The organism is Blastocatellia bacterium (genome assembly GCA_035275065.1).
Taxonomy (GTDB): Bacteria; Acidobacteriota; Blastocatellia; order UBA7656; family UBA7656; genus DATENM01.
In genome coordinates, this window is sequence record DATENM010000054.1 from 1 (window position 1) to 20,640 (window position 20,640).

Consider the following 20,640-nt stretch of genomic DNA (forward strand, 5'->3'; position numbering starts at 1 on the left):
GTCTTCGTCCATGCGGTTGTCGCTGATGAGTCCGAGCAACTTGAAGCCCATATCTTGCAAGCTCATGTCTTCAAGAAGTTGCTCCGTCTGTTTGTCTTTGGCTTTCTTGGCCATCTTCTTTTTCCACCTGGCAAGGTCTAAAACTCGCGCCGGCTTCGGCTGTGGTGTGGGTGGCTGACTCAGCTCGCGCTCCGGCATGGCCAGCACATTGTAATTAGGCGAGCCGACAGCGACGACTGAGCGGCGCGCTGGCCTCAAGTCCTCAGCGGTTTCGCGCCATTCAGGATAAGCATGAGTGAATGGCGAGGCAAGGACTACGCGCATAATGTTTCTTGCTTCGTCTTTGCGGCCCACTTCACCAAGCTCAACGGCATAGCTGTTGAGCAGATCGAAGTAGATGTGTGCTGGCGCATGCTTGATAACGGGTAAGATGCTTTCCAAGTCTTTTATTGCCTGCCTGTGATTACCTTCTATCGCTTTCAGAACAGCGAGGCCTCTAATAGCTTGTATCCCAGCTAAATTCAATTTTCCGGTTTCAAGCGCTTCTTGAAGGTAATAAAAAGCCGAATCAAAATCCCCTCTGTTATACGACAATGCGCCCAATGAAAGAATGCCCTTCACCTTGTAAGCGTCAGGGGCCTTATCCACTGTCAGTTCAAATAATTTCCTGGCTTCATCCTGATCGCCGTTGCCTTTGCTGTTCGTAGCGACCGCTAAAAAGTAGTGCCCTATCGCTTGATATTTCTTGATGGGCAGGTTCGATAACATCAATCCCATCTCTTTAATTTTATCGAATTGCCGGAACGCATAAGCCTGTTCCGCAAATTGAATAAGCCGATTACCTAGCTGCTGATAGTTTTCAATGCCGCGCAGTAATACCTGATACAATTCAGCCGATTTTGCTTCAGAAGGAGAAGCTATGAAGAAACTTGTGGCTGTTTGTCTTCTCATTTTTGCTCTGTCCTTTCCGGCTTTCGCAGGGCATACGTTTCCGGGGAACGAGGCTTGTGCCTGCGGTACGGCGGGGTGTCTGCCGGATTATCCTGGCGAATGTGGCAATCTGCTTTCGACATCAACGGAAGCTCCCGGTGACGGTACAGCGGCATGGGGAATCGTTTTAGTCGCGCTGCTGTTGTGGCTTAGACTGAAAGCCTAACAGTCAAGAAAAACCTGACACTGCGGTTGCTCTCGTGGCAACTAAGTATTTGTCTGTCGCATTGTAGCCGAAAGCACAGAAAACGCAAACTAGAAGTTACAGAGACGGGATTCTGAGGCGGGCAGGGTGCGGGGCTTGTGATATACTAGGTGGGCTAATTTTTTGTGCAAGTCACGGCTTTCTTGTGCAAGAGCGATTATTTATGCCAAGCCTTTCTTGTTCACCCAATATGGTGGCTCGGTGGCCGTACTTGTTTCGCCGCTCTGGTTTCTGCTTTCCTCTATTATGAACGCTTCCATACTGCCAATGCCGACGATCACTTGGCGTGCATTCGCTGCGTCCCTCGCCGCCGGCGCAGCCTTTTTCGCGTAAGTATTACTGAATGACTCAATCGGTAAGACTTTACCCTTTATGGTTGCTATTGTAGAATTTCCCGGCAGTATTAATCCTTTCGGTTCTTATAGTCCTATTATTTCAAAGGATTTGTCTCCGCTCTGTAGGCTGTTTTAGGAGATTCATGTTGCTTTCTGATGTTAGCTGGCCCATTGTACTGGATACTTCGTCAGCAGACTTGATCAAAGATTTTTTTACACCTGCATTAGCCAGGGCATCGCGCTACGACCGAGGTGTCGCCTTTTTCAGTTCTGGATGGTTGCGCGCGGCAGCCGAAGGGATGATTCCTTTTGCAGCCAACAAGGGGCGCGCACGTTGGGTGACGAGTCCCATTCTTGATGAAGCCGACTGGAAAGCGATGCAAACCGGCGATGATGCATGCCGTAACGAAGCATTACGCCGCGCCTTGAGTCACAACATCAATGATCTTGCCGAAGCGATTGAGCGAGACACGTTATCAGCGCTGGCATGGATGATTGCCGACAAAGTGATTACTTTCAAGCTAGCCGTGCCATACAACAAACTGGAGGGCGGTGCGTTTCACGACAAATTTGGTATCTTCACCGATGTGAAGGGCAATCAGATCAGCTTCAGTGGTTCGTACAACGATAGCATTCAAGGGCTGCGCAATTATGAATCCATCAAGGTATTTTGCTCGTGGCAGGCGGCCTTCGCGCCGCTCGTTGCCACTGATGCCACGCGGTTTGAACGGCTTTGGCATAATAAGGACGCTAACGTCCGCGTCTATGACCTGCCTGATGCAGCGCACGAACAAATACTTACACTGCGCACCGGCGACCGGCCTTATCCTGAACCTACCTGGCTGAAGCCACCTTCACTCACATTCACTTATCGCCCTCCACGACCATTCCTGCCTGAAAGGATCACATTACACAACTATCAACTAGAAGCGATTCAAGAATGGTTCAATCATGATTGCCAGGGCCTGCTTGAAATGGCGACCGGCACGGGCAAGACCATTACCGCGCTCGCGGCATCGGCGCGATTATTTGAACGCGAGAAGCGCCTCGCAGTCATCATCGCCGCGCCGTATCAGCATCTGGTCGATCAGTGGAGTGAAGAGGCCGAACGCTTCGGTTATCGCCCCTTGCTCGCTTATCAAAGCAAGGCGCGATGGCTTAATGAATTGAATGAGCAAATCGCAGAATATAGCGCTGGGCATCGACAGTTCATTTCCGTCATCACAACGCACACAACGTTTATCAGCACGGAATTTCAGAAGAGCGTTGCGCGGCTAATGGGTCCGTCGCTGGTGATTGCTGACGAAGCGCACCATCTCGGCGCGGAACGCAGCCGAGATAGTTATCCAAAACAAATTCCGTTCCGCCTGGCGCTATCAGCGACGCCTGACCGCTGGTTCGATGACGTGGGAACTGCTGCACTACGCGATTACTTCGGTGAAACGGTCTTTTCGTTTCCGCTCGAACGCGCCATCGGAGTCAGCTTAACGCCTTACTACTACCATCCGCATCTCGTCTCGCTCACTGATGACGAATTGGAGAGCTACGAAGATTTATCAGCAAAGATTGCTCGCTTGATGAACCGCGAGGACGATGAAGGCCAGCGAGTGTTCAAGTTACTGCTGATTCGCCGCGCCGAACTGCTGAACAAGGCAGCCAACAAACTCGAAGCGCTGTCGCAACTTGTAGATGCGGAGGATAACATCACGCATACGCTGTTTTATTGCGCGCCGGGACAGGTCGATGACGTGATGAGCTTGCTGGGATGGGATAAGGGATTGCTCGTGCATCGCTTCACCGCCGAAGAGAGCAGTGACGAGCGCCAGGAGTTGCTCGCAGATTTTGCGAGTGAGCGATTGCAGGCGCTGGTGGCGATGAAATGCCTCGACGAAGGCGTTGACGTGCCGAGCACGCGCACGGCATTCATTCTGGCAAGCAGTAGCAACCCTCGCGAATTCATTCAGCGTCGCGGGCGCATCCTGCGCAAATCGCCAGACAAAGAGTTTTCTGTTATTCATGATTTGATTGCTGTGCCGCCAACAGCTTGGACAGCATCAGCAGGCTCGCCGACCTGCCAGGCCGAACGTAGCATCATTCGCCGCGAACTAGGGCGGTTCAAGGAATTCGCCGCGCCCGCTCTCAACAAGCATCAGGCGCTCGATGTCGTCTGGAATATCGCCAGCCGTTACGGGCTGATGGACTTTTAGGAGGAAGGATGCTCAAAGACCGCGTGATGGAGTTGTTCAAGAATTATGAAAAAGATGTGCAGCAGGTCATCGCCGAAGTCCTCACGTTTGAACAGGAACACATCAGCCTGGAACGGTTTCGCGTAAAAGAACCGATTAAAGAGATCATCGACCAAGCGGTGAAGAAATGAAGCTCGAACGCATCACGCTGGAAAACTTTCGCCAGTACCATATCCGCCAGCGGCTTGCGTTTGCCAAAGACCGCAAGCGCAATGTGACGATCATTCACGGCATCAACGGCGCGGGCAAGTCTTCGCTATTTTTAGCCATCAACTGGTGCCTTTATGGCGAAGGTATATCCAACGTCGCCGAGTTGATGAGTAAAGAAGCCATCAGCCACGCACAAGTGGGAGAAATTGTGCGACTAATCGTCGAAGTGGCTTTCCAGCACGATGGCGAACGCTACGTCGTCACTCGCCGGTTAGCGGGCGAGAAGCGGGCGGATGGCTCGGTCTCCATCGTCGGCGAAGATGATTTCACGATGATGCAAACGCGTAGAGACGGACAGGCCCGGCGTGCAGGCAATCCCATCAGCCGAATGAATTCTATCCTGCCGAGCAATGTGCGAACTTATTTTCTGTTCGACAGCGAGAAGATAGACAATTTCGCCAAGTCGGAGGCAAGTAACGAAGTGCGTTATGCCATCTACAATGTACTCAAGCTCGAAGTGCTGACGCGAGGCCGCCGCCACCTCGAAGAAGCCGCCGCTGAATATCGTCGCGAGTTGAAACGCATCTCGACCGGCGAACTCAAAGAGTTAGTCGAGCAGGAGGAGAAGGCGCTCGCAGCAAGAGACAAGGCCGTCGCGCGCAAAGAAGAACTGGAACGCGAAATCGAATCGGCCCGCCGCAAAATCAGCGACATAGATCAGCGACTCAGCGAGATGCAGAGCGCGCAAGGGTTGCAGCAACAGCGAGCGACGCTTGAGCGCGAATTGAAAGAACGCGAAGACGAGTTAGACCAATTGGTCGGACAAATCAGGAATCTTGCGGCAAGCGGATTCATTATCATCGCGCAACCGGCCATCGACCAAGCGCTTGCGATATTGGACGAGAAACGCGAGCGCGGCGAGATTCCAAGCAATATCCGCCGGCAATTCGTGCAGGATTTGATTGAGCGGATGCGCTGCATCTGCGGGCGCGATTTCAAAGCGGGCGGCGCAGAATACAAGCGGTTGCTCGCACTGATGAATTCAAGCCTGTCCGGCTCACTTGAAGACGAAGTGCTGAACGCCGCCGCCGCGCTCAAATCGTTTGCTGAGCGCGGCGAAAGGCTGCGGGGTGATTTGAACAATGCGATGCGTCGGCGTGTGGAACTGGTCGACATTATCAACCGTCTTGATGAAGAAATCACAGATGTAGGTAATAAGCTGAAAGGCTCGCCACAGGAAGAAATCAGCCGCCTGGAAAAACAGCGTGAGGACTTTCGCGCCGATATCGAAAGCAACAAGAGCGGACAGGGCAGCCTTGATGCGCAGCTTGAATCGTTAAGCGGACAACTGGACGAGTTAAAGAAACAGATACAGGCCGCGAAAAAAGTGAAGAGCGCCGAGCGGGTATTAACGCGCAAAGCCGAGCTTGCGCAGAGCGCAGCGGACGCCATTGGCGAAGTATACGAAACGTTTGCGGGCGATATGCGCCGGCGCATCGAAGCGAAGACGAAAGAGATATTCAAACTGCTGGTCTGGAAAGATAGCCACTTTTGTGACGTGCGGTTGGGCGAAGATTATAACCTCGAAGTTATCGACCGCTACGGCCTGCCCGCCCGCCCTGATTTATCAGCAGGCGAGCGCCAAGTGTTGAGCCTGTCATTCATCACGGCGATGTCGCGCGTATCGGAAGAAGAAGCACCGCTCGTAATGGACACGCCGTTCGGGCGCTTGTCGTCGCATCATCGAAATAGTATCACCAAGCACTTGCCGGAACTGGCAGACCAGTTGGTATTATTCGTGACTGACGAAGAGCTGCGCGACCAGGCCCGCAAGAATCTTGAAGCACGCATCGGTGCTGAGTACCGCTTGGTGTTTGATCGCAAGACGAGTTGTACAACCATCGAAGAGGAATGAGTATGCCTGAAACAGAAACTTCGCGGAGTGATCGTGTCAACATTGATGAGTCAGTGATACAGAACTACAAATCGTTGACGGAGAATCCGATCATAGAGGAATCACCTTTTGACACATATAAAGACGTGTTTATGTTTGCAGCCTGCCTGGGATATGCCGCAGGAGATCGAAAGAAACTCTCTGCGGGGAAAAAGCATACGATTCGCAGAGAAGTTTTCACAGAAAATGACTTTATCCTGCTGAAAACGATTGCGATTGCCGAGACAGGTGATGTACAGGTATTGTCACGGTTTGACGAGATTCTGACGATAGCTGAAGAGTATGCTCACGCCGGCATTCGCGCTCTAAAGGCGGGCTTGCTTGACCAGCACGGGCGACCTTTGTGGAATTTGGTTGAACTTCTTAACTCGTAATGAGGAGCAAGGAGTTGATCTGATGACTACCAGCTTTGAAGAAGACGTTAGCCCAGGACAACAACTGCACGTTTTGCTTAAAAGAATGTTTCCAATGGATGACGGTAACGATTCTTCTTTCGCAGCAAGAATAGACTATGCCTTACGTGCTGATGGAGAGCTTGTTGAAATAATGTATAACAGCACTATCAACTATATGACGCGAAGGCTTATAACTACAGCCAGGTATTTGAAAAGAAAATCTGAAAAAGAAGGGGCTTCTGATAGGGATTTTATTTACACTCTAAGAAGGTTTCTTGAGAATGAGTTGCATATTCCAGGTGATAAGATAGAACTTATTCTCGTGCTATTACGAGAATGCGTCAGGATGAGCGAAAAAGAATTGACCAGAAAAACAATAAGACGCATCCGAGCACAAAGAAGGAATTGCTACATTTGCGGCATCGTACTTAATAGGGACGAAGATCAGCCATACGATTCTGCAACAGTAGAACATTTATGGCCTCAATCAATAGGTGGGGCAGATAAAGATTATAATCTCAAGCTGGCATGCAAGAATTGCAACGAAAGCAAAGCAAGCTATGTTGATGCGAGTGACTATCATTATGAGGAGATGTGCCTAATATCCGACAAGGAAGATGAAAGTTTTTCCGCTGATATGAGCAGAGTTTATGAAGTGGCTATATGGGCAAAGAATGGATATAAATGTACTGTTTGTGCTAAGGATGCTGTGTACATGGGCAAGCTAAACTTTGGTCGCCGCAATCCAAGAGACAGCTGGCATTTCCTGAACATCGATGCATATTGCAGCAGGCATCTGCCTGAATAGAAGGGAATAATGAAAAAGAGTGCCTCAGAGAAGAGATGTTTCTTTGGCTTTCGAGTCAAGCAACGAGTGGATACTGATACTGTGTCTTTCTTCGTTTTCTTTGCTCGAGCAAAAGATATTAAGCAATGGACTGGCATTAAGCGTTCAGCCGAATTCCCGGAAGGAATTCAACGAATACTAAGACCGTCCAGAAAAAAGGCGATTACACGGTTCCTGGCGTCAAATCCAATGAATACCATTCCCAATAATATCCTTCTAGCGTTTGAGCCAACCAAAACACGATTTGGTTCTTTGACAAACAAAATGCACAAATGCATTCCTAAGAAAGATATTCTGAATAAATGCAAAGGCCAACTTGACTGGGGATTCCTTGAGTTTTCATTCAATCCTGACGAAGAGGAGCATTTAAGACCTGCGCTTATAGTGGATGGACAACACCGACTTTATGGAATATCGGCTTATAATGAAGAGGATTTGCCCTTGCTTGTTGTCAGTTTGATTGATGCTCCGCTTCAAGAGCAGGCGTTCCAGTTCATCGTAATTAATAGCAAAGCCGTAAGAGTCCAGGCAGATAATGCGAAAGCTATAATCGCTGATTTAAGCCAAGATGTTGAAGATGAGCTTCGGAAACGTCTGCTGAATTCAGGAGTAAAATATGGAGATCAGACTCCGTTACTCATAACAATTAATGACTTACCTACAAGTCCTTTTCAGAAGTTACTGAAATGGAGCTATAACAGAGAAGGAATACACCTAGTTGAACTCACTACTATTGAACAGGCTACAAGCCATATAAGAGCACTTTTTGCCAGATACTTGGAAGATGATGAGGATTCGTTAATTGAAATCTTCTGTGCTATTTGGAGGGCTGTGAAAGCAAGCTACCCAGAACTTTGGGGCAAAGAGAAACTTGAGGGCGAAACGAACAAGTTTATGACCAAAGTAAACATCAATGCCTTAAATGAATTCATTGCTGATCGATTGAAAATCGCACATGAGATGGGATTCTTGAAGAATATATTTGAGTCTAAGGAAGTCGAAAATATTGTTTCAAATGTTTTCAGTTCAATCCCTAAAGAGTTCTGGGAAGCGAAATGGAAGAAAGAGATAAAAATTCAAGACAATGCCAATGTTAGAAGAATGATTAAAGAAGACCTGGAAACCCTTATGGAGAATACCAAATTGAAGAGACAGTGGAATGAAGATTTGAAACTTACGGAAGATGCTACAGAAGATGCTTCTCAAGAGGTTTCTTGAGGAAACTTGCGTTTTAGCCTGTAGCCAGAGAGACGCACGCCATGTTCATCTAGTACTCCTTGCCAGCCTTCCCTTGTACCTATCAATTCGGGTTTGTCGTATAGATGCCATCGCTCTTCTTGCAGCGTTAGCCGTGCGAATTTTTCACGCAGCGAGTGATCGGTTGGGATGAATTCTTCTTTGCGGTGTAGAATTGGCGGGTTCTTTGAATGCGTGTACTCTCGGTACTGTACACGAAAAGTTTGCAGGTGAACGACGAGCGAGGCCGCCAATGCTGGATGTGGGTCTCGTTCAAATTTGGGGTAAGACAAATAAGAAACCTGTGGCGTGTTGCGGTGGAGCTTGATTATGTTCGCACCTTCAACAGCGCCGATGTAAGCGCGAGCACAGCCCTCATAGACACGCAGTACCGGCGGCAGATGAGCAAGTGCAGTGATGTGAACGTAAAGCGCGCTAGGGGTCAGCTTTCCAACGCTCCCGCTTCTGTAGGCTTCGTCAAGAAGTTCTCTGTTGCCAGCAGCAAAAAGTAATTCGTCAGCCTTAACACAAGCGCGATTATATGTCGAAAAAAACGCGCGAACATCGAGTTGAAGGCTACACGAAAGTTGCGAGAATCGAGGACGCCCGCCGAACCGAGCCAGCGCCAGATAAATGAGCAAATCCTGAGTCCGATCTTCGCGAATTCGCTTCCACTGTTCAGCCCCAGTTACCCGACGAATAACGTCAAAGGCACGGTTCAAGCTTCGCAATTCGTTGCGAATGAGTGGGACCACATTTAACTCCGAATCATCCGGTAGACGACCGCGTGAAGCTACGAACTCCATTAGCGGTTCAAGCAATGTCTTGTATTGCTCAAAGAGAATATCGCTACGTTTCTGGCGCGGCGCGGCGGTGCGTCGCCTGTAGCGCGAAGCGACGAAAGACTGTCGCAATTCGTCATCGCGGAAGACATAAAATATCCCCGGCGCGGCAGGCAGGCTCGATACGTCAAGCACACTATCAATCCAATCTCGGAGTTCGTGTTGTTCGTAGTATCTCTGAAAAGTTCCAGTTCGCGTTAACCAGCCATCTTCATAACGAATCTGGTTCGTTTCTTTCGCCTCTACAGTAAGCCGTGCAGATATTACTAGCAGTTTTTTAGTCAAGCTCCAGGCTTCCCGAAGGACAGAAGTCCTCTCCATGGGATTTTCAATAACATTGATCACGTAGCCGAGATTGACAATGTCAGCTAAATCACGCTGAGTTTCTGGGCGGTAAACCGGATCCCATCCTGCGCAAGCGATTCCCTGGCTACGGAGGTGCCGAAGATCGTCACCTTGTCCGCAGCCATAGTCAAAAACGTTGGTGTCCTGATTGATCAATCCGTTTTCAATGGACAGCCGAAGGGGACGAGATAGCTCAGGACGACGGAGAGCTGTGCGGTGTCTTGCTATCGGCGTTGAGGACATTACTTTGAAGCAGCATTGATGGAGACTCGTCTTGAGAAATCCGAAATACTTTTTATGCGTCGATCCGCAGCCAGATACCCAATTCCACGGTGCAGGTGGAGCCGAAACTGCGCGGTCAATACTTCATCCGCAGTGCCTAGCCCATCAAGTCGACACCTCTCCTTAAGAAGAGCCAAATAGATTTCAGAGTACTGGCCACCAAAGACCTTCCAAGACATCTCTACCGAGCTATCTGAAGGAATCCTTGCTGATGGGGGGATGCCTGGTTCCGCTAGCGACAGACAAAACGCCCAGCGGCACAGCACATTCCAATGCTGAATCTTAGTCGAGCGCTTCAATTTGATGAGTTGATCTTTGGCCTGCTGCGAAAGGTATATATTATCAATTGGCATGGCAAACCACCTTTACATAAAATAGCCAGGCTGAATGCGTGTTGCCCCGATAGAATCATCAAACTCCAAACTGTAGGAGCGACCTATCCAGGGCTTCAGCTTCTCATAGTACTGGTTGTTAATTTCTTTATCAGTTGACAACAACAGCACTTGATGGCTTGCGTGCGGGAAGTATCGCTCAACAAGGCGCTCGCGGTGAGAAGCATCAAGGCGTCCGAGCGGCGTATCAATGATGGCGGGCAACTGCCGATCAGCAGCGCGAGCAAGACCCCATAAAATCGATATGGCTAATAGTTGCCTCTCACCAGCCGATAGTCTATCCGGCGACAAAACACGGCCATCTGCTCCTCGCAATTCGATGGAAAAATGTTCTGGGTCTATTCTCAAATCTGATACCAGCGACTCCTTATGAAGCAAATGCCGCAGGCTACCCATCACAAGGCGTTCGATCCGGGTCACGTGATGTTTTACTACCGTATCACGAAACTTCGCCAATGTCTGCCGAGCCTTCCGCGAATGCAAGAGCTTTTGCGAAATGTCTTCTTGCTCAAAATCTTGTTCTACGGCTTTTTCAATCTGAGCAATCAGGCTGGCGTTCTTTTGATCCCGTTCTCTTTTGACACGCTCAATTTCTAGCCCAAAAATCTCCAGCCGCCTGCGAGATTCATCAATTGCGGCTCGCGCTTTTTCACGCGACTCAATCAAGTGGGCGACAGTATCTTCTGCGGGAATGCTAGCAAGCTTGCGATCCAGATCAATCAAAGCGGCTTGCAACCCCTCTGCTTGTTGAAGCAATTCATCCACATGGATTTGAATATCAGGGAGTACCTTTGTCTGAAGCAATCGCAAACTTTCTATATCCTCAACACTCAAATTCAGGTAGCATCCGCCTTCTTTGGTCGCAACGCGACGACTACGATCCTTAACTAAAAATCTCTTTGCGGCGTTTATGATTCCTTTGTCCGCGCCATGCTGTTTAATGTTTTCCAGAAGCTGGGCGTCTCGTTCAGCAAGAGTCTGACTGAAAATCTCTGACTGGATGATCTCATGCTCCTTATAACATTGCTGATTTATCCGTTCGAGATACTCTACAACCATTAAAAGGGGGGCAGGACCAGACGCGGTTTCCCTCAACTGCTCTTCAACTTCTCGTAAATTGCTTTCAATCTCCGCTCGTTGGGCTTCTAACGAGGTCTGCTGTTCGAATAGTTCGCCTCCTTGAAGGCGAAACTCATTCTCAATCTCATGCAATCGCTTTTCCCGATATTCAAGTTCAACACCCAATTCGTTTTGTTGTCTTACAAGCTCTTCAAGATGCTTTTCCAATCTGTTTACTGCCGCTTGTGCATCTTCAATCTGCCGACGGTCTACATCTGTTTTTAGGGAAATTTGTTTCCGTCTTTCAAAAACAATCAGATCCGTCGTCAGGCGTTCTACAATATCCAGCCCAAGTAGGGAGCGAATAGCCGTTGATAACAACTGAGCAGAGTTTTCAAAATCCGCTAAACTTTCAATCTTCTCTCCGTCAAAAAAGAAAAGATGAGAGATGCGCAGAGGCATAAACGCTTCTACCTGCTCATTCCATGACCCTGCAAGAACTCGGTCCACCGTTCCATCGCGCAGAACCTCCATGCGTTCCTTGACTCCATTTCCATTCACCGACCAGGAACGATGGATGCGGTATACGTGTTCTTCACCGTCGGAATTATGACGAAACTGAACTTCTAACGATGCACCTTCAGATGGGTCTGTTGCGCGATGTATGCAACGGCGCAGATATTCATCATAAGCGAGAACTCCCCTGTTTGAGCAGCGCGCGAGTTTCCCATAGAGCGCAAGTTGTAAAGCATCTAGAAAAGTTGTTTTTCCAGCCCCATTAAGTCCTCCTAGAAGCACTATTGGTGTGCTAGGAGACGGAGGAGATAAACATAAGGACTGGCGCTCACCATAAACTCCGAAGTTATGAAGAACGATCTCATCGAAGATCATGAATGGCCTTTCTAATCAGAGTTGGTTGCTGAGGTAGAAGAGTCTTCTGTGTTGCTGATGTGGAGGAAAGACAATTGCTCATACTTTCCCTCCTTAGCGGTTACCATTGCCTGATGGCGGCGGCGGGCACGCTCAATAGCATCTTCTTCCCCGCTATAAAAGTTTCGTTGAAACGCCTGTTCTATGGCATCGTACAACCCTGCACGTCTTGCCATAGTGCGATAGCGTCCTTCTACATCGAGTAACTCGCGGATCAATTCGAAATGCAAATGGTCTTCGCCACAGGTTTCTCGAAGCAGAGACATTTCATCAACCCCGAAAGCTGAGTTATCACTTATCGGTTTGCCAGAGAATGGTTGTCCAACAATGTCCTCATAAATACGTGGCAGGCTGTCTTCTATTTCGTGCTTTTCGACCACCCAGATTCGCCGAATCTCACTCAATTCATCAAGTGTGATCAACTCAATATCTCTGACACTAGGCGGCCCGTTCTTGCGAACAAAATTTTGCGCTTCAAGCACTCTTCGAAGCCACATTTCCCGCGTAGATTGAGTGTAGGGACCAGGAATGGGGCGGTCATAATAAAGCTGGACAAGACCGCTCATTCTGCGAAAATCGCGCAGATGGCGGTCATCCTGAGTGTCGAGCGCATTTCGTAGCTCAAGGAGGGGGAGCATCCACTCTTTCTCTGCATCGTTCTGAATCATTGCGTGCATTGACCGATCCTGATCGACAAGAGTACAGACCCAGCACCCGAAGCGGCTGTCGCCGCAGCTTGGTGTGGTTGTATCCACGACAAGAGGACATTCGCCATCCGAAGATGCGCCTTGGTACATAGTCAATAAATCCTTGTTGTTATACCCCCAAGGATTCGCAATCTGCATAAGAAAAAGCCATACGTCGTCGTTGGACCAATCTTCAATAGGGCTAAACACAAGGCTGTTAGGAAGAGCTATATTAGGACTAAGACGTTCACGAACACGCTGACGTTCTAGCCTCGTCATGAGGAGAGATCTAGCGGCACTTTCGGCCTTTCGAGTTCCAAGTATAAGAATGACTTCCCCATTTTCGCGCACAACATTTTTGATAAAGGCGTTTGATGGGGCGATTTTTAATCTTTCCGTACACCACCTAAATTTTGGACGAGGAGCTGGATAGCCACGCCCTATAAGATTCACGAAAAATGTGTCTCTAATTTCTGGTGTTAGTCGGTGAGGGTAGATTGGAAGGCCCTGTTTGCTCGCAGCACGATTCATGGTTTCAAGTGATTGAGATACCCAAGCCGCTACTATAGGGTTTTCAACAAGCGTGTCCGTGCTGATAACATGAACCGACTTTGATCTCTTTTTTCGACTCAAATCAGATAGAGCAAGCCAAACTAATTGGAGGGTGGCAGAAGAGTCTTTTCCGCCACTATACCCTACAACCCAAGGAATATTGTCTGCAAGGTAGAGAGTCTTTATTTCTTCCAATAATAGGGACACCGTCTTTTTGAAGCCGTGTTGATCGAATGCGGACTTCGCTTTTTCCTCTTTATGTTGAGCCATATATTTTCCTTATCAGCCTTCGACCATCTAATCGCGCTATACTATTTATTCTCCATCAGCAAACTCTCAGATTGCCTGAAAGAGTGATTGAAGGGAGATACCTATTCATATCCTTAATCCAAGAACATTTTCAAAGAAATTTCCGCTTAGCTAGTGAGGGGCTTATATGTGTTCCCGTTAGTGCCAACTCACACCCTATATATAGTGCTTTGACCTGCCTATATGCCCATTATATAGTTACACCTCTGGGAACGTATAATTTAATCTTGCTCTAGCTGATGCGTCAACTCCCGGAGGGCGAATTCCAATAACGTTTTGAACGGGGCACCAAACGTCCACGTAAGGGGAAGTTATGACTGTCTATTTAGATTGCAATGCCACCACTCCGCTAGACTCAAGAGTCCGAGAAGAAGTACTACGTTATTTAACAGAAGAATTCGGCAATGCAGGGAGTCGCACCCATGAATATGGAGCACGGGCAAACCAAGCGGTGCAACATGCTCGAGATCAGATTGCAGGTGTCGTTAAGGCTGAACGCGATGAAGTTATCTTCACAAGCGGGGCTACTGAAAGCAACAACTTGGCCATACTTGGCCTTGTCCCGTACGGAAAGAGTGCTGATAGGAAGCATATCATCAGCACGATGATTGAGCATAAGGCTGTATTAGAGCCTCTAGATGCTCTTGCTCAACAGGGATTCGAAATAACTCTTGTCTCACCTACCCGCGGCGGATGGGTAGATCCATTAGCCGTGCGCAATGCGTTGCGCAAAGACACATTGCTCGTCTCAGTCATGCACGTCAATAACGAAACGGGGGTGGTTCAGCCGATACCTGATTTGTGTGAAATACTAACTAATCATCCAGTCTTTCTTCACGTAGATGCAGCGCAAGGTTTCGGAAAAGAAATTGCTGCTTTACAAAATCCTCGGATAGATTTTATCAGCATAAGCAGCCACAAGATATTTGGCCCGAAAGGAGTAGGTGCTCTTGTCGCTCGTCGTCGGGGATTCAATCGCCCGCCTTTAACTCCGTTGCTTTTTGGCGGTGGGCAAGAGCGTGGTTTGCGACCTGGAACGCTTCCTGTGCCTTTGGTGGCGGGGTTCGGTTTGGCTGCTGAGTTGGCATTGAAAGAAGTTCATCAGCGTAAGGAGGCTTGTCAAACTTATCGGAATATAGTTTTGGAGGCTTTAAAGCCTCTTCATCCTGTCATGAATGGAGATCCAACGCGAACTCTGCCTCATGTACTCAATCTCTCATTTCCGAACCTAGATTCGGAAGCCCTGATGATAGCACTCAAAAATATTATTGCGATTTCAAATGGTTCTGCCTGCACCTCGCAAAGCTATCAGCCTAGCCATGTACTTAAAGCAATGGGGGCTACGGATTCAATCATTCAAAGTGCTGTACGTTTATCTTGGAGTCATTTGACAGAAGGCCCTGACTGGAATGAAGTGGCTAAGATCATTGAGCGACTATATTGAGTTGATCTTCATCATTATGGGCGCAGTACTGATCCAGTCCCCAATAATTGGAAATGTAAAATTAAGTGGAACCCCACCACATCAGCTTGAGTTGTTGATTTCAAAGCCCTTCTTGACTATCCAACTAAAAAGTATCCGAACCATTGCCATAACATCACTTGATTCCATTCAGGGATTTTTGAAGTGCTGACTTGTACAAGCTATTGATGTTAGTAGGCAAGCAGCACTCAGGGTTGAATTACTCTCTACTTATACTGAACCCTATCGTCGTACACTGTCACTTATCCTGTGCGCGTCTTGCCTCTCATTTGCGACACGTTCAGTCGCCAATCTCATCCAAATATTTCCGAATGGTCTGCGCCCGATAGATGGCATCGATCATCTGGCTCTCTAAGACATTGCGCGGCTGCCACTCGGCAATGTACTTCTCGCGCAACACCAGAAACCTTGCCCGTGAGATGGCCCGGTGATCTCCCACCGCAACCGAGGCCGCCCGCTGGCCGCTTTCCAACTCATCAGTTACGAGCATATTCCCTGAGGCGCTCCCAGAGGATGGCGAAGCTACCCGGCTGTTGCTCCTCTTAAGCTGCTTCCTTGTGTTGCAAGCTCAAACAAAGTGCCGATTCCCTGGCGTTTGCGAAGCTTCTCTTGATAAACCCAACCGCTTCGGTTTATTATTCCTTTGGATGCCAACAGTATTGCGACAGGACGGATTCGAGTTCGTGATTTACACGAACGATCACACGCCGATGCATGTTCATGTGTTCAAAGGCGACGATGAAGTGAAGATTAATCTGTTGCCTGTCACAGTGGTTGAGAGTTGGAATATGAAGAAATCCGATGCTCGCAAAGCCAAGCAGATTACCATCAAGCAGCAAGATTTCTTAATAGAGATGTGGAGAGAAATTCATGGCTAAGGATAGCTTTGATCTTGAGTTCAAGCGCGCTGTCCGGGCGGCGAAAGAATCTGATGCGGCGGAACCGCGCGCGGCGGCAGCGCGCTATGATCGCAAGACAAACCGCATTGTGGTTGACCTTCGCAATGGTGCGAGCTTTATGTTCCCGCCTGAGAAGGCGCAAGGGCTGGCCGGGGCGTCGGCTGCTGACCTGGCTAAAGTCGTTGTAACTCTGTCCGGGTCTGGGCTGCGCTGGCCGACGCTTGACGCCGATTTCAGTCTGCCGGCACTGATGCTCGGCATCTTCGGCTCGAAAAGCTGGATGGCTGAAGTAGGACGGCGCGGCGGGCGTGTCACGTCAAAGGCGAAGGCGGCGACGGCCCGCGCGAATGGCCGAAAAGGAGGACGCCCGAAGAAAGCCAGGGCACAAGCGACATCTAGTTAATCGCGCAGAATTGGCCTGTGAGTGTTCAGATGCTGCAAAAACTTGCCTCAGAGAACCACAGATGAGGTTTTCATGGTGATGGGGCGGGCCACTGGTTCGCCGCTACCATAGCCCTGACTCAGGTGCTTCATTTTACTTGAACAGATTCTGAGGCCGGATTTATTTCTATATTCTCTCCCTTTGCGCCGAGTTGTTTGGGCCTGATAGCCTTTTTACTCTGCTTGCGCTTGCTGAGATTGCCAGCTTTTTTCTTTGCTGATTTCTTGTTGTGCTTATTCCTTTGCACGTTCACCTGCTGGCCACCGTCAGCTGCAATGTTCACCTGCTGTGGATTATTGATCGTCACCGGCACCGCGTAGCGCCGCAGATCGCGCAGCGCCCGCACTGCCCGAATAAACACCCTGTCCCATCGCTCTGCTTCTTCGCGGGCCTCGCGCGCTGATTCGCTCCCGTCTATCCGCTTCTCACTGCGCTTGCCATTGTGTTCGACCCAGAATCGCTCGATCTCACATTCCACTGCGACCCGCTCAGTCGCCAATCTCATCCAGTACTCTCGAATCGTCTGCGCCTGACAGATAGCGTCAATCATCTGGCTCTCCAAGACATTGCGCGGCTGCCATTCGGTGATGTACTTCTCGCGCAGCACCAGAAACCTTGCCCGTGAAATGGCCCGATGGTCTCCCACCGCAACCGAGGCCGCCCGCTGGCCGCTTTCCAACTCATCACGAGCATATTCCTTGAGGCGCTCCCAGAGGATGGCGAAGCTGCCCGGCTGTTGCTCCTCCAGTCGGGCCATTGCTGTCCAAGTCACATCTTCAGGCGAAGCGCCGAGCGCATCCTCAAGGGAGTCGAACCAATGGCGGCCTTCAATACCGGCAGACCCTTGACGCTTTTCCAATTCAAGCACGCGCGCAAATGACCTGGCCGCGAGCGTTGTAATGGGCTCAATTTCATTTGTCTTGATAAGCGACTCACTCATTTCAAACCTCCAATTGCAGTCAAGAGAGACGGATCAGATAGCAATTTATCGATGCGCCGTATCTCTCTGGATAACTTGATGAATGCTTTTCTGTCGGCTGCTCTTCGCTTCTGAAGCGCGCGCCACGCTGAATACGCTTCCCACAACTCAGCCGCGTTAGCTTTGCGGATGTAGGACTTCTTGAGCTTGCCGTTTTCGCGATAGAAGAAAAAGAAATACGGCCCGTGCAGAGCGCCGACGCTGCACTTGCAGCCGGCCTTGCCGCATTTCCTGAACTGCTGACAGATTGCCATTTTCTTGGGTAACATTTTTCAAAATCGATTTCGGGATTTACTACGTGCCATTCTGCGTCTTAGTATCTTTTTCGCCTGACCGCTATGTAACAATCCCCATGCCTTATTGTTTCTTCGTCTCGATGCGTTGATGCGTATCGCATTTCAGGCAATACCCATAGCCTGTTCCTTGCTGCCAATAGAACCTGACGGGCGAGCCGCAACCGACTAAACAAGGCTCTTCAATAGGCTCGCCCAGCACAACACTTTCCGTCAGCGCAAAATGAAGATTGGATGGCTGCTGAAACATCTTGAGCAACTCTGCTTTGTACATAACCAGTGCGTCGCGCATTTCAGGTGTCAGCACACCGCAAGGGGCATTAATGCGCAGCCGGTCGCCGTTCGCTTCGATTCGCACATCTCGCTTGCGAAGATCGCTCAAAAGTCTAAAAACAGTCATATCTCGAATACTTCTCGCTCCATGTCCATTTTGCCATCCGCCACATTCGCCACACCTTTTGCTCTCATATAGTTAAGGCTAGATTCATCCGCCACAGAACCCTCACCGTGTGGCGTTTGCCATTCCTTATAAGTCATTGAATCTGGGCCGTGTGGCGTTTGTGGCATTTCGATTTCCAGATAGCGTTCAAAAGCCTCCTCGAAATCGCTCCGATTATATCCGCGCAGTATGTCGTTGCCTTCCCGCCATTTAATTGGGCGAATTCTGAAAGGAGCCAGTAGCCGAGCCAAGCCATTTTTGGTGAGCGGTTTGCCATTACGCCATTCAGCCCAAGGTCGTCCCTCCATTTCAATAAGAGCTTGAACCATTTCTTCAGAAGGAAGGCGATCTCGGCGCTCATCGAAGATCGCTTTGAGGTCTCTGAGTAGAAGTGTTCCCCGTGAGTCGGATTCAGGTTCTGCGCCTGTCATCGCGCGGGCGGCTTCGCGAGCGAGTCGCGGCCAATCACCGCCGGCAGCATCGGCAATGGCAAGCAACGGTCGCCAGTTATCGCGTGCGCGGTCATTTGTGATTTCAGGCGGTATGTCCGGGTCGGAGGCGCAAAGCTCTTCTTTCAGGTCTGAAACGAATCGAGCAGCGCGGCTACACACAAGCTCAAGTTCGCCCATTCGATCAGAACGAAGCCGCTCCTTTTTCTCTGTTGCGCGCTTGCGCTCAAGTCGAACGACCAGCGCGCGGTCTTCAAGAGTATCTGGCAAAGCGCCAATCAAAGCTATGACCTTCGGACACCACGTGGCGAATTTTCGCGGCTCAAACTCTTCGCCCGTCGCTCGAATCACGTAGGCAAGGGATTTGCGATGACCACTATTCAAAATCCCTCTCAATTCTTCGTTGTCTTTGAGAAACGAATCTGCCTCATCGATCAGCAGCGTTGGGCAGTGCTTCTCAACCGTCCTGAAGAGCGCGCTTGGGGTGATGTTGGAAGTAGATAGCGGGCGCGGGACGAGAGCCGGAAAGAGATTAAGAAGCGTGGTCTTGCCACATCGTTTCTCTGGACTTGTGATTGCAAGCAAAGGAGAAATATCGAAGGAATCAAAGGCATGAGCGTAGACGATCCAGAGAGCGACGGTATTAAAAATATGCTCTGTTGCTGAGACAAAGCGGTGAAGCAAAGTAACGATTTCGTTGAGTAGCACTGAGCCGTCAACCGGCTCAGGCCAAAGATCAGGATCGCGCAGCGTAAGCCCTTTCGTTTCTTTCTGTTCATCCTGAGCTTTTGGCATTGCAGCATCAACCAGTCGGGCAGGGCTTGAGCAGCCGTGCTCTCTGAGAATCCTGATGGCATTTTCGCGCGCGACCCCTCGCGCAATATCGTCAATTCTTCTCACAGCAGCAGAGAAATCTCTAAGCGCCTTTTCAATGTCAGACATCGTTGCGCCCTCGTCGAGACTACGGAGCGAAGTCAGAGCATCATCGCTCGTATTACTGCGGGATTGGGAATGATTGCCTTTACCGTTCGGCTGTTCAGGCAGACCAAAAGACCGAAGCAATGCGGTGTGAGAGCAACCTTTCTGGCATTTGACCGCGCCAGTGGCAGGATTGAACATAATGCCTGCGTCACTCTTGGGAACATGGCAACGTGCGCGGCAATGGTAAAAGCCATCACCGTTTAGCTTGGCTGTAGGATCGCTCATGATGCGGCGCTTGAGTTCGGCGTTAAGATCATCCCAAGTTGTATAATCTGAACTGGCGTTGGACTCTTCAGCTAGCTCTGATAGCTCTCCGGTGGCTTTGACAACTTCACGCCAATTCAGAAGCTTGCCGTCTAAGATGTGATATTCATAAGGCGCATTAGGGGAAGCTTTCGCCGGGATGTAGAACATTCGAGATTCGTCTTTAGTCTGCGGGTCGATCTTGCCGCCCGAAACCTGGGAAGCCCATTGCCAGAGCAAAGGGTAAAGAGATGCCGGTATCGGTTCAGATAGGGGTAGGATAAGACGAAAGCGGTCTTCTGCATTTGGGTTTGAATCGGTGACGCGGCAGTGAGAATGAGTCGTATAGGCCGCGAAGCATAGCCCCAAGTTCAGCCAAGGCTGGTGGTCTTCATTGATCTTGGCGTGATGGTCATAGTCGAGCACCAGCAGAGAAAGCTCAACAACATTTGCTTTCTTCCGTTCAGGTGCGCTGAATGTTGCGGGTGAGAATAACGGGCCATCCTTTTCTGCACGCACAGACGGTTGAGCGAATTCCTTGCACATACCAAACCAACTGCGATGTACAAGCTGTGGAAGCTTGTCGTGCTTGTTTTTGAATAGTGAAATCGCGTATTGCAACGGTCTTTATCCTCAACTATCAAGATGTACACATCAATCGCGCATTCTTTGCCATT

The 20,640-nt window shown here is 49.6% G+C and carries 19 protein-coding genes; 9 read left to right on the forward strand and 10 right to left on the reverse strand.

The window, feature by feature from the left end; translation table 11 throughout:
* Positions 1–951 (reverse strand): tetratricopeptide repeat protein (locus VJ464_11485; GenBank protein ID HKQ05747.1); only part of this gene is annotated, 951 nt, incomplete at its 3' end.
* 722 nt (positions 952–1,673) lie between these two features.
* Between VJ464_11485 and VJ464_11490 the strand changes: the two genes are divergently transcribed.
* Genes VJ464_11490 through VJ464_11515 form a run of 6 tightly spaced genes read left to right on the forward strand, consistent with a single transcriptional unit; the run spans position 1,674 to position 8,340 of the window.
* On the forward strand, positions 1,674–3,737 hold the full coding sequence (locus tag VJ464_11490; GenBank protein HKQ05748.1) for a DEAD/DEAH box helicase family protein: 2,064 nt from the start codon (positions 1,674–1,676) through the stop codon (positions 3,735–3,737).
* 8 nt (positions 3,738–3,745) lie between these two features.
* A complete protein-coding gene (locus VJ464_11495; protein HKQ05749.1) occupies positions 3,746–3,907 on the forward strand; it encodes a hypothetical protein in 162 nt (53 codons plus the stop codon).
* Positions 3,904–5,841 (forward strand): AAA family ATPase, encoded by a 1,938-nt coding sequence (locus tag VJ464_11500; GenBank protein HKQ05750.1) that lies wholly within the window; start codon positions 3,904–3,906, stop codon positions 5,839–5,841. Before VJ464_11495 ends, VJ464_11500 begins: the two co-directional genes overlap by 4 nt.
* A gap of 2 nt (positions 5,842–5,843) precedes the next feature.
* Positions 5,844–6,254 carry a hypothetical protein gene (locus tag VJ464_11505; GenBank protein ID HKQ05751.1) on the forward strand — a complete coding sequence of 137 codons (411 nt, stop codon included), beginning with the start codon at positions 5,844–5,846 and terminating at the stop codon, positions 6,252–6,254.
* A 22-nt stretch (positions 6,255–6,276) separates the two neighbouring features.
* The gene (locus tag VJ464_11510) at positions 6,277–7,083 is read left to right on the forward strand and encodes an HNH endonuclease (protein ID HKQ05752.1); all 807 of its coding nucleotides are present in this window, start codon (positions 6,277–6,279) and stop codon (positions 7,081–7,083) included.
* Between the two features lie 9 nt (positions 7,084–7,092).
* Complete coding sequence (locus VJ464_11515) at positions 7,093–8,340, forward strand: DGQHR domain-containing protein (GenBank protein ID HKQ05753.1); 1,248 nt, start codon at positions 7,093–7,095, stop codon at positions 8,338–8,340.
* Here VJ464_11515 and VJ464_11520 read toward each other — a convergent pair.
* From VJ464_11520 to dndC, 4 genes are read right to left on the reverse strand one after another with little or no spacing between them, the layout of a single operon-like run.
* Entirely contained in the window at positions 8,325–9,788 is a 1,464-nt protein-coding gene (locus VJ464_11520; protein HKQ05754.1) for a DNA phosphorothioation-associated putative methyltransferase, read from the reverse strand. The genes VJ464_11515 and VJ464_11520 overlap by 16 nt on opposite strands.
* Entirely contained in the window at positions 9,788–10,180 is a 393-nt protein-coding gene (gene dndE, locus VJ464_11525; protein HKQ05755.1) for a DNA sulfur modification protein DndE, read from the reverse strand. The genes VJ464_11520 and dndE overlap by 1 nt, the downstream gene beginning before the upstream one ends.
* 12 nt (positions 10,181–10,192) lie before the next feature.
* The gene (gene dndD, locus VJ464_11530) at positions 10,193–12,169 is read right to left on the reverse strand and encodes a DNA sulfur modification protein DndD (protein HKQ05756.1); all 1,977 of its coding nucleotides are present in this window, start codon (positions 12,167–12,169) and stop codon (positions 10,193–10,195) included.
* An 11-nt stretch (positions 12,170–12,180) separates the two neighbouring features.
* A complete protein-coding gene (dndC, locus tag VJ464_11535; GenBank protein ID HKQ05757.1) occupies positions 12,181–13,716 on the reverse strand; it encodes a DNA phosphorothioation system sulfurtransferase DndC in 1,536 nt (511 codons plus the stop codon).
* A gap of 352 nt (positions 13,717–14,068) precedes the next feature.
* Here dndC and dndA point away from each other — a divergent pair, with 352 nt between their 5' ends.
* A complete protein-coding gene (gene dndA / locus VJ464_11540) occupies positions 14,069–15,199 on the forward strand; it encodes a cysteine desulfurase DndA (GenBank protein ID HKQ05758.1) in 1,131 nt (376 codons plus the stop codon).
* Positions 15,200–15,518: 319 nt separating this feature from the next.
* Here dndA and VJ464_11545 read toward each other — a convergent pair whose 3' ends face one another.
* Positions 15,519–15,728 (reverse strand): hypothetical protein, encoded by a 210-nt coding sequence (locus VJ464_11545; protein ID HKQ05759.1) that lies wholly within the window; start codon positions 15,726–15,728, stop codon positions 15,519–15,521.
* Between the two features lie 67 nt (positions 15,729–15,795).
* Here VJ464_11545 and VJ464_11550 point away from each other — a divergent pair, with 67 nt between their 5' ends.
* Entirely contained in the window at positions 15,796–16,116 is a 321-nt protein-coding gene (locus tag VJ464_11550; protein HKQ05760.1) for a DUF4160 domain-containing protein, read from the forward strand.
* Positions 16,109–16,540, forward strand: a complete 432-nt coding sequence (locus VJ464_11555) for a DUF2442 domain-containing protein (GenBank protein ID HKQ05761.1) — start codon at positions 16,109–16,111, stop codon at positions 16,538–16,540. The genes VJ464_11550 and VJ464_11555 overlap by 8 nt, the downstream gene beginning before the upstream one ends.
* Positions 16,541–16,667: 127 nt before the next feature.
* Here the strand turns inward: VJ464_11555 and VJ464_11560 are convergent, their stop codons facing one another.
* From VJ464_11560 to VJ464_11575, 4 genes are all read right to left on the reverse strand, one after another.
* Positions 16,668–17,519: a hypothetical protein gene (locus tag VJ464_11560; protein HKQ05762.1), complete on the reverse strand. Its 852-nt coding sequence runs from the start codon at positions 17,517–17,519 to the stop codon at positions 16,668–16,670.
* The gene (locus tag VJ464_11565) at positions 17,516–17,827 is read right to left on the reverse strand and encodes a DUF6788 family protein (GenBank protein ID HKQ05763.1); all 312 of its coding nucleotides are present in this window, start codon (positions 17,825–17,827) and stop codon (positions 17,516–17,518) included. Before VJ464_11565 ends, VJ464_11560 begins: the two co-directional genes overlap by 4 nt.
* 88 nt (positions 17,828–17,915) lie before the next feature.
* Positions 17,916–18,251, reverse strand: coding sequence for a hypothetical protein (locus VJ464_11570; GenBank protein HKQ05764.1), 336 nt, complete (start codon positions 18,249–18,251; stop codon positions 17,916–17,918).
* Complete coding sequence (locus VJ464_11575) at positions 18,248–20,584, reverse strand: DUF3631 domain-containing protein (protein HKQ05765.1); 2,337 nt, start codon at positions 20,582–20,584, stop codon at positions 18,248–18,250. The genes VJ464_11570 and VJ464_11575 overlap by 4 nt, the downstream gene beginning before the upstream one ends.
* Positions 20,585–20,640 lie beyond the last annotated feature (56 nt).

Coding starts and splice junctions, on each gene's coding strand:
- VJ464_11490 (HKQ05748.1), top strand. CDS start 1,674: ATGTTGCTTTCTGATGTTAGCTGGCCCATTGTACTGGATACTTCGTCA.
- VJ464_11495 (HKQ05749.1), top strand. CDS start 3,746: ATGCTCAAAGACCGCGTGATGGAGTTGTTCAAGAATTATGAAAAAGAT.
- VJ464_11500 (HKQ05750.1), top strand. CDS start 3,904: ATGAAGCTCGAACGCATCACGCTGGAAAACTTTCGCCAGTACCATATC.
- VJ464_11505 (HKQ05751.1), top strand. CDS start 5,844: ATGCCTGAAACAGAAACTTCGCGGAGTGATCGTGTCAACATTGATGAG.
- VJ464_11510 (HKQ05752.1), top strand. CDS start 6,277: ATGACTACCAGCTTTGAAGAAGACGTTAGCCCAGGACAACAACTGCAC.
- VJ464_11515 (HKQ05753.1), top strand. CDS start 7,093: ATGAAAAAGAGTGCCTCAGAGAAGAGATGTTTCTTTGGCTTTCGAGTC.
- VJ464_11520 (HKQ05754.1), bottom strand. CDS start 9,788: ATGTCCTCAACGCCGATAGCAAGACACCGCACAGCTCTCCGTCGTCCT.
- dndE (HKQ05755.1), bottom strand. CDS start 10,180: ATGCCAATTGATAATATATACCTTTCGCAGCAGGCCAAAGATCAACTC.
- dndD (HKQ05756.1), bottom strand. CDS start 12,169: ATGATCTTCGATGAGATCGTTCTTCATAACTTCGGAGTTTATGGTGAG.
- dndC (HKQ05757.1), bottom strand. CDS start 13,716: ATGGCTCAACATAAAGAGGAAAAAGCGAAGTCCGCATTCGATCAACAC.
- dndA (HKQ05758.1), top strand. CDS start 14,069: ATGACTGTCTATTTAGATTGCAATGCCACCACTCCGCTAGACTCAAGA.
- VJ464_11545 (HKQ05759.1), bottom strand. CDS start 15,728: ATGCTCGTAACTGATGAGTTGGAAAGCGGCCAGCGGGCGGCCTCGGTT.
- VJ464_11555 (HKQ05761.1), top strand. CDS start 16,109: ATGGCTAAGGATAGCTTTGATCTTGAGTTCAAGCGCGCTGTCCGGGCG.
- VJ464_11560 (HKQ05762.1), bottom strand. CDS start 17,519: ATGAGTGAGTCGCTTATCAAGACAAATGAAATTGAGCCCATTACAACG.
- VJ464_11565 (HKQ05763.1), bottom strand. CDS start 17,827: ATGTTACCCAAGAAAATGGCAATCTGTCAGCAGTTCAGGAAATGCGGC.
- VJ464_11570 (HKQ05764.1), bottom strand. CDS start 18,251: ATGACTGTTTTTAGACTTTTGAGCGATCTTCGCAAGCGAGATGTGCGA.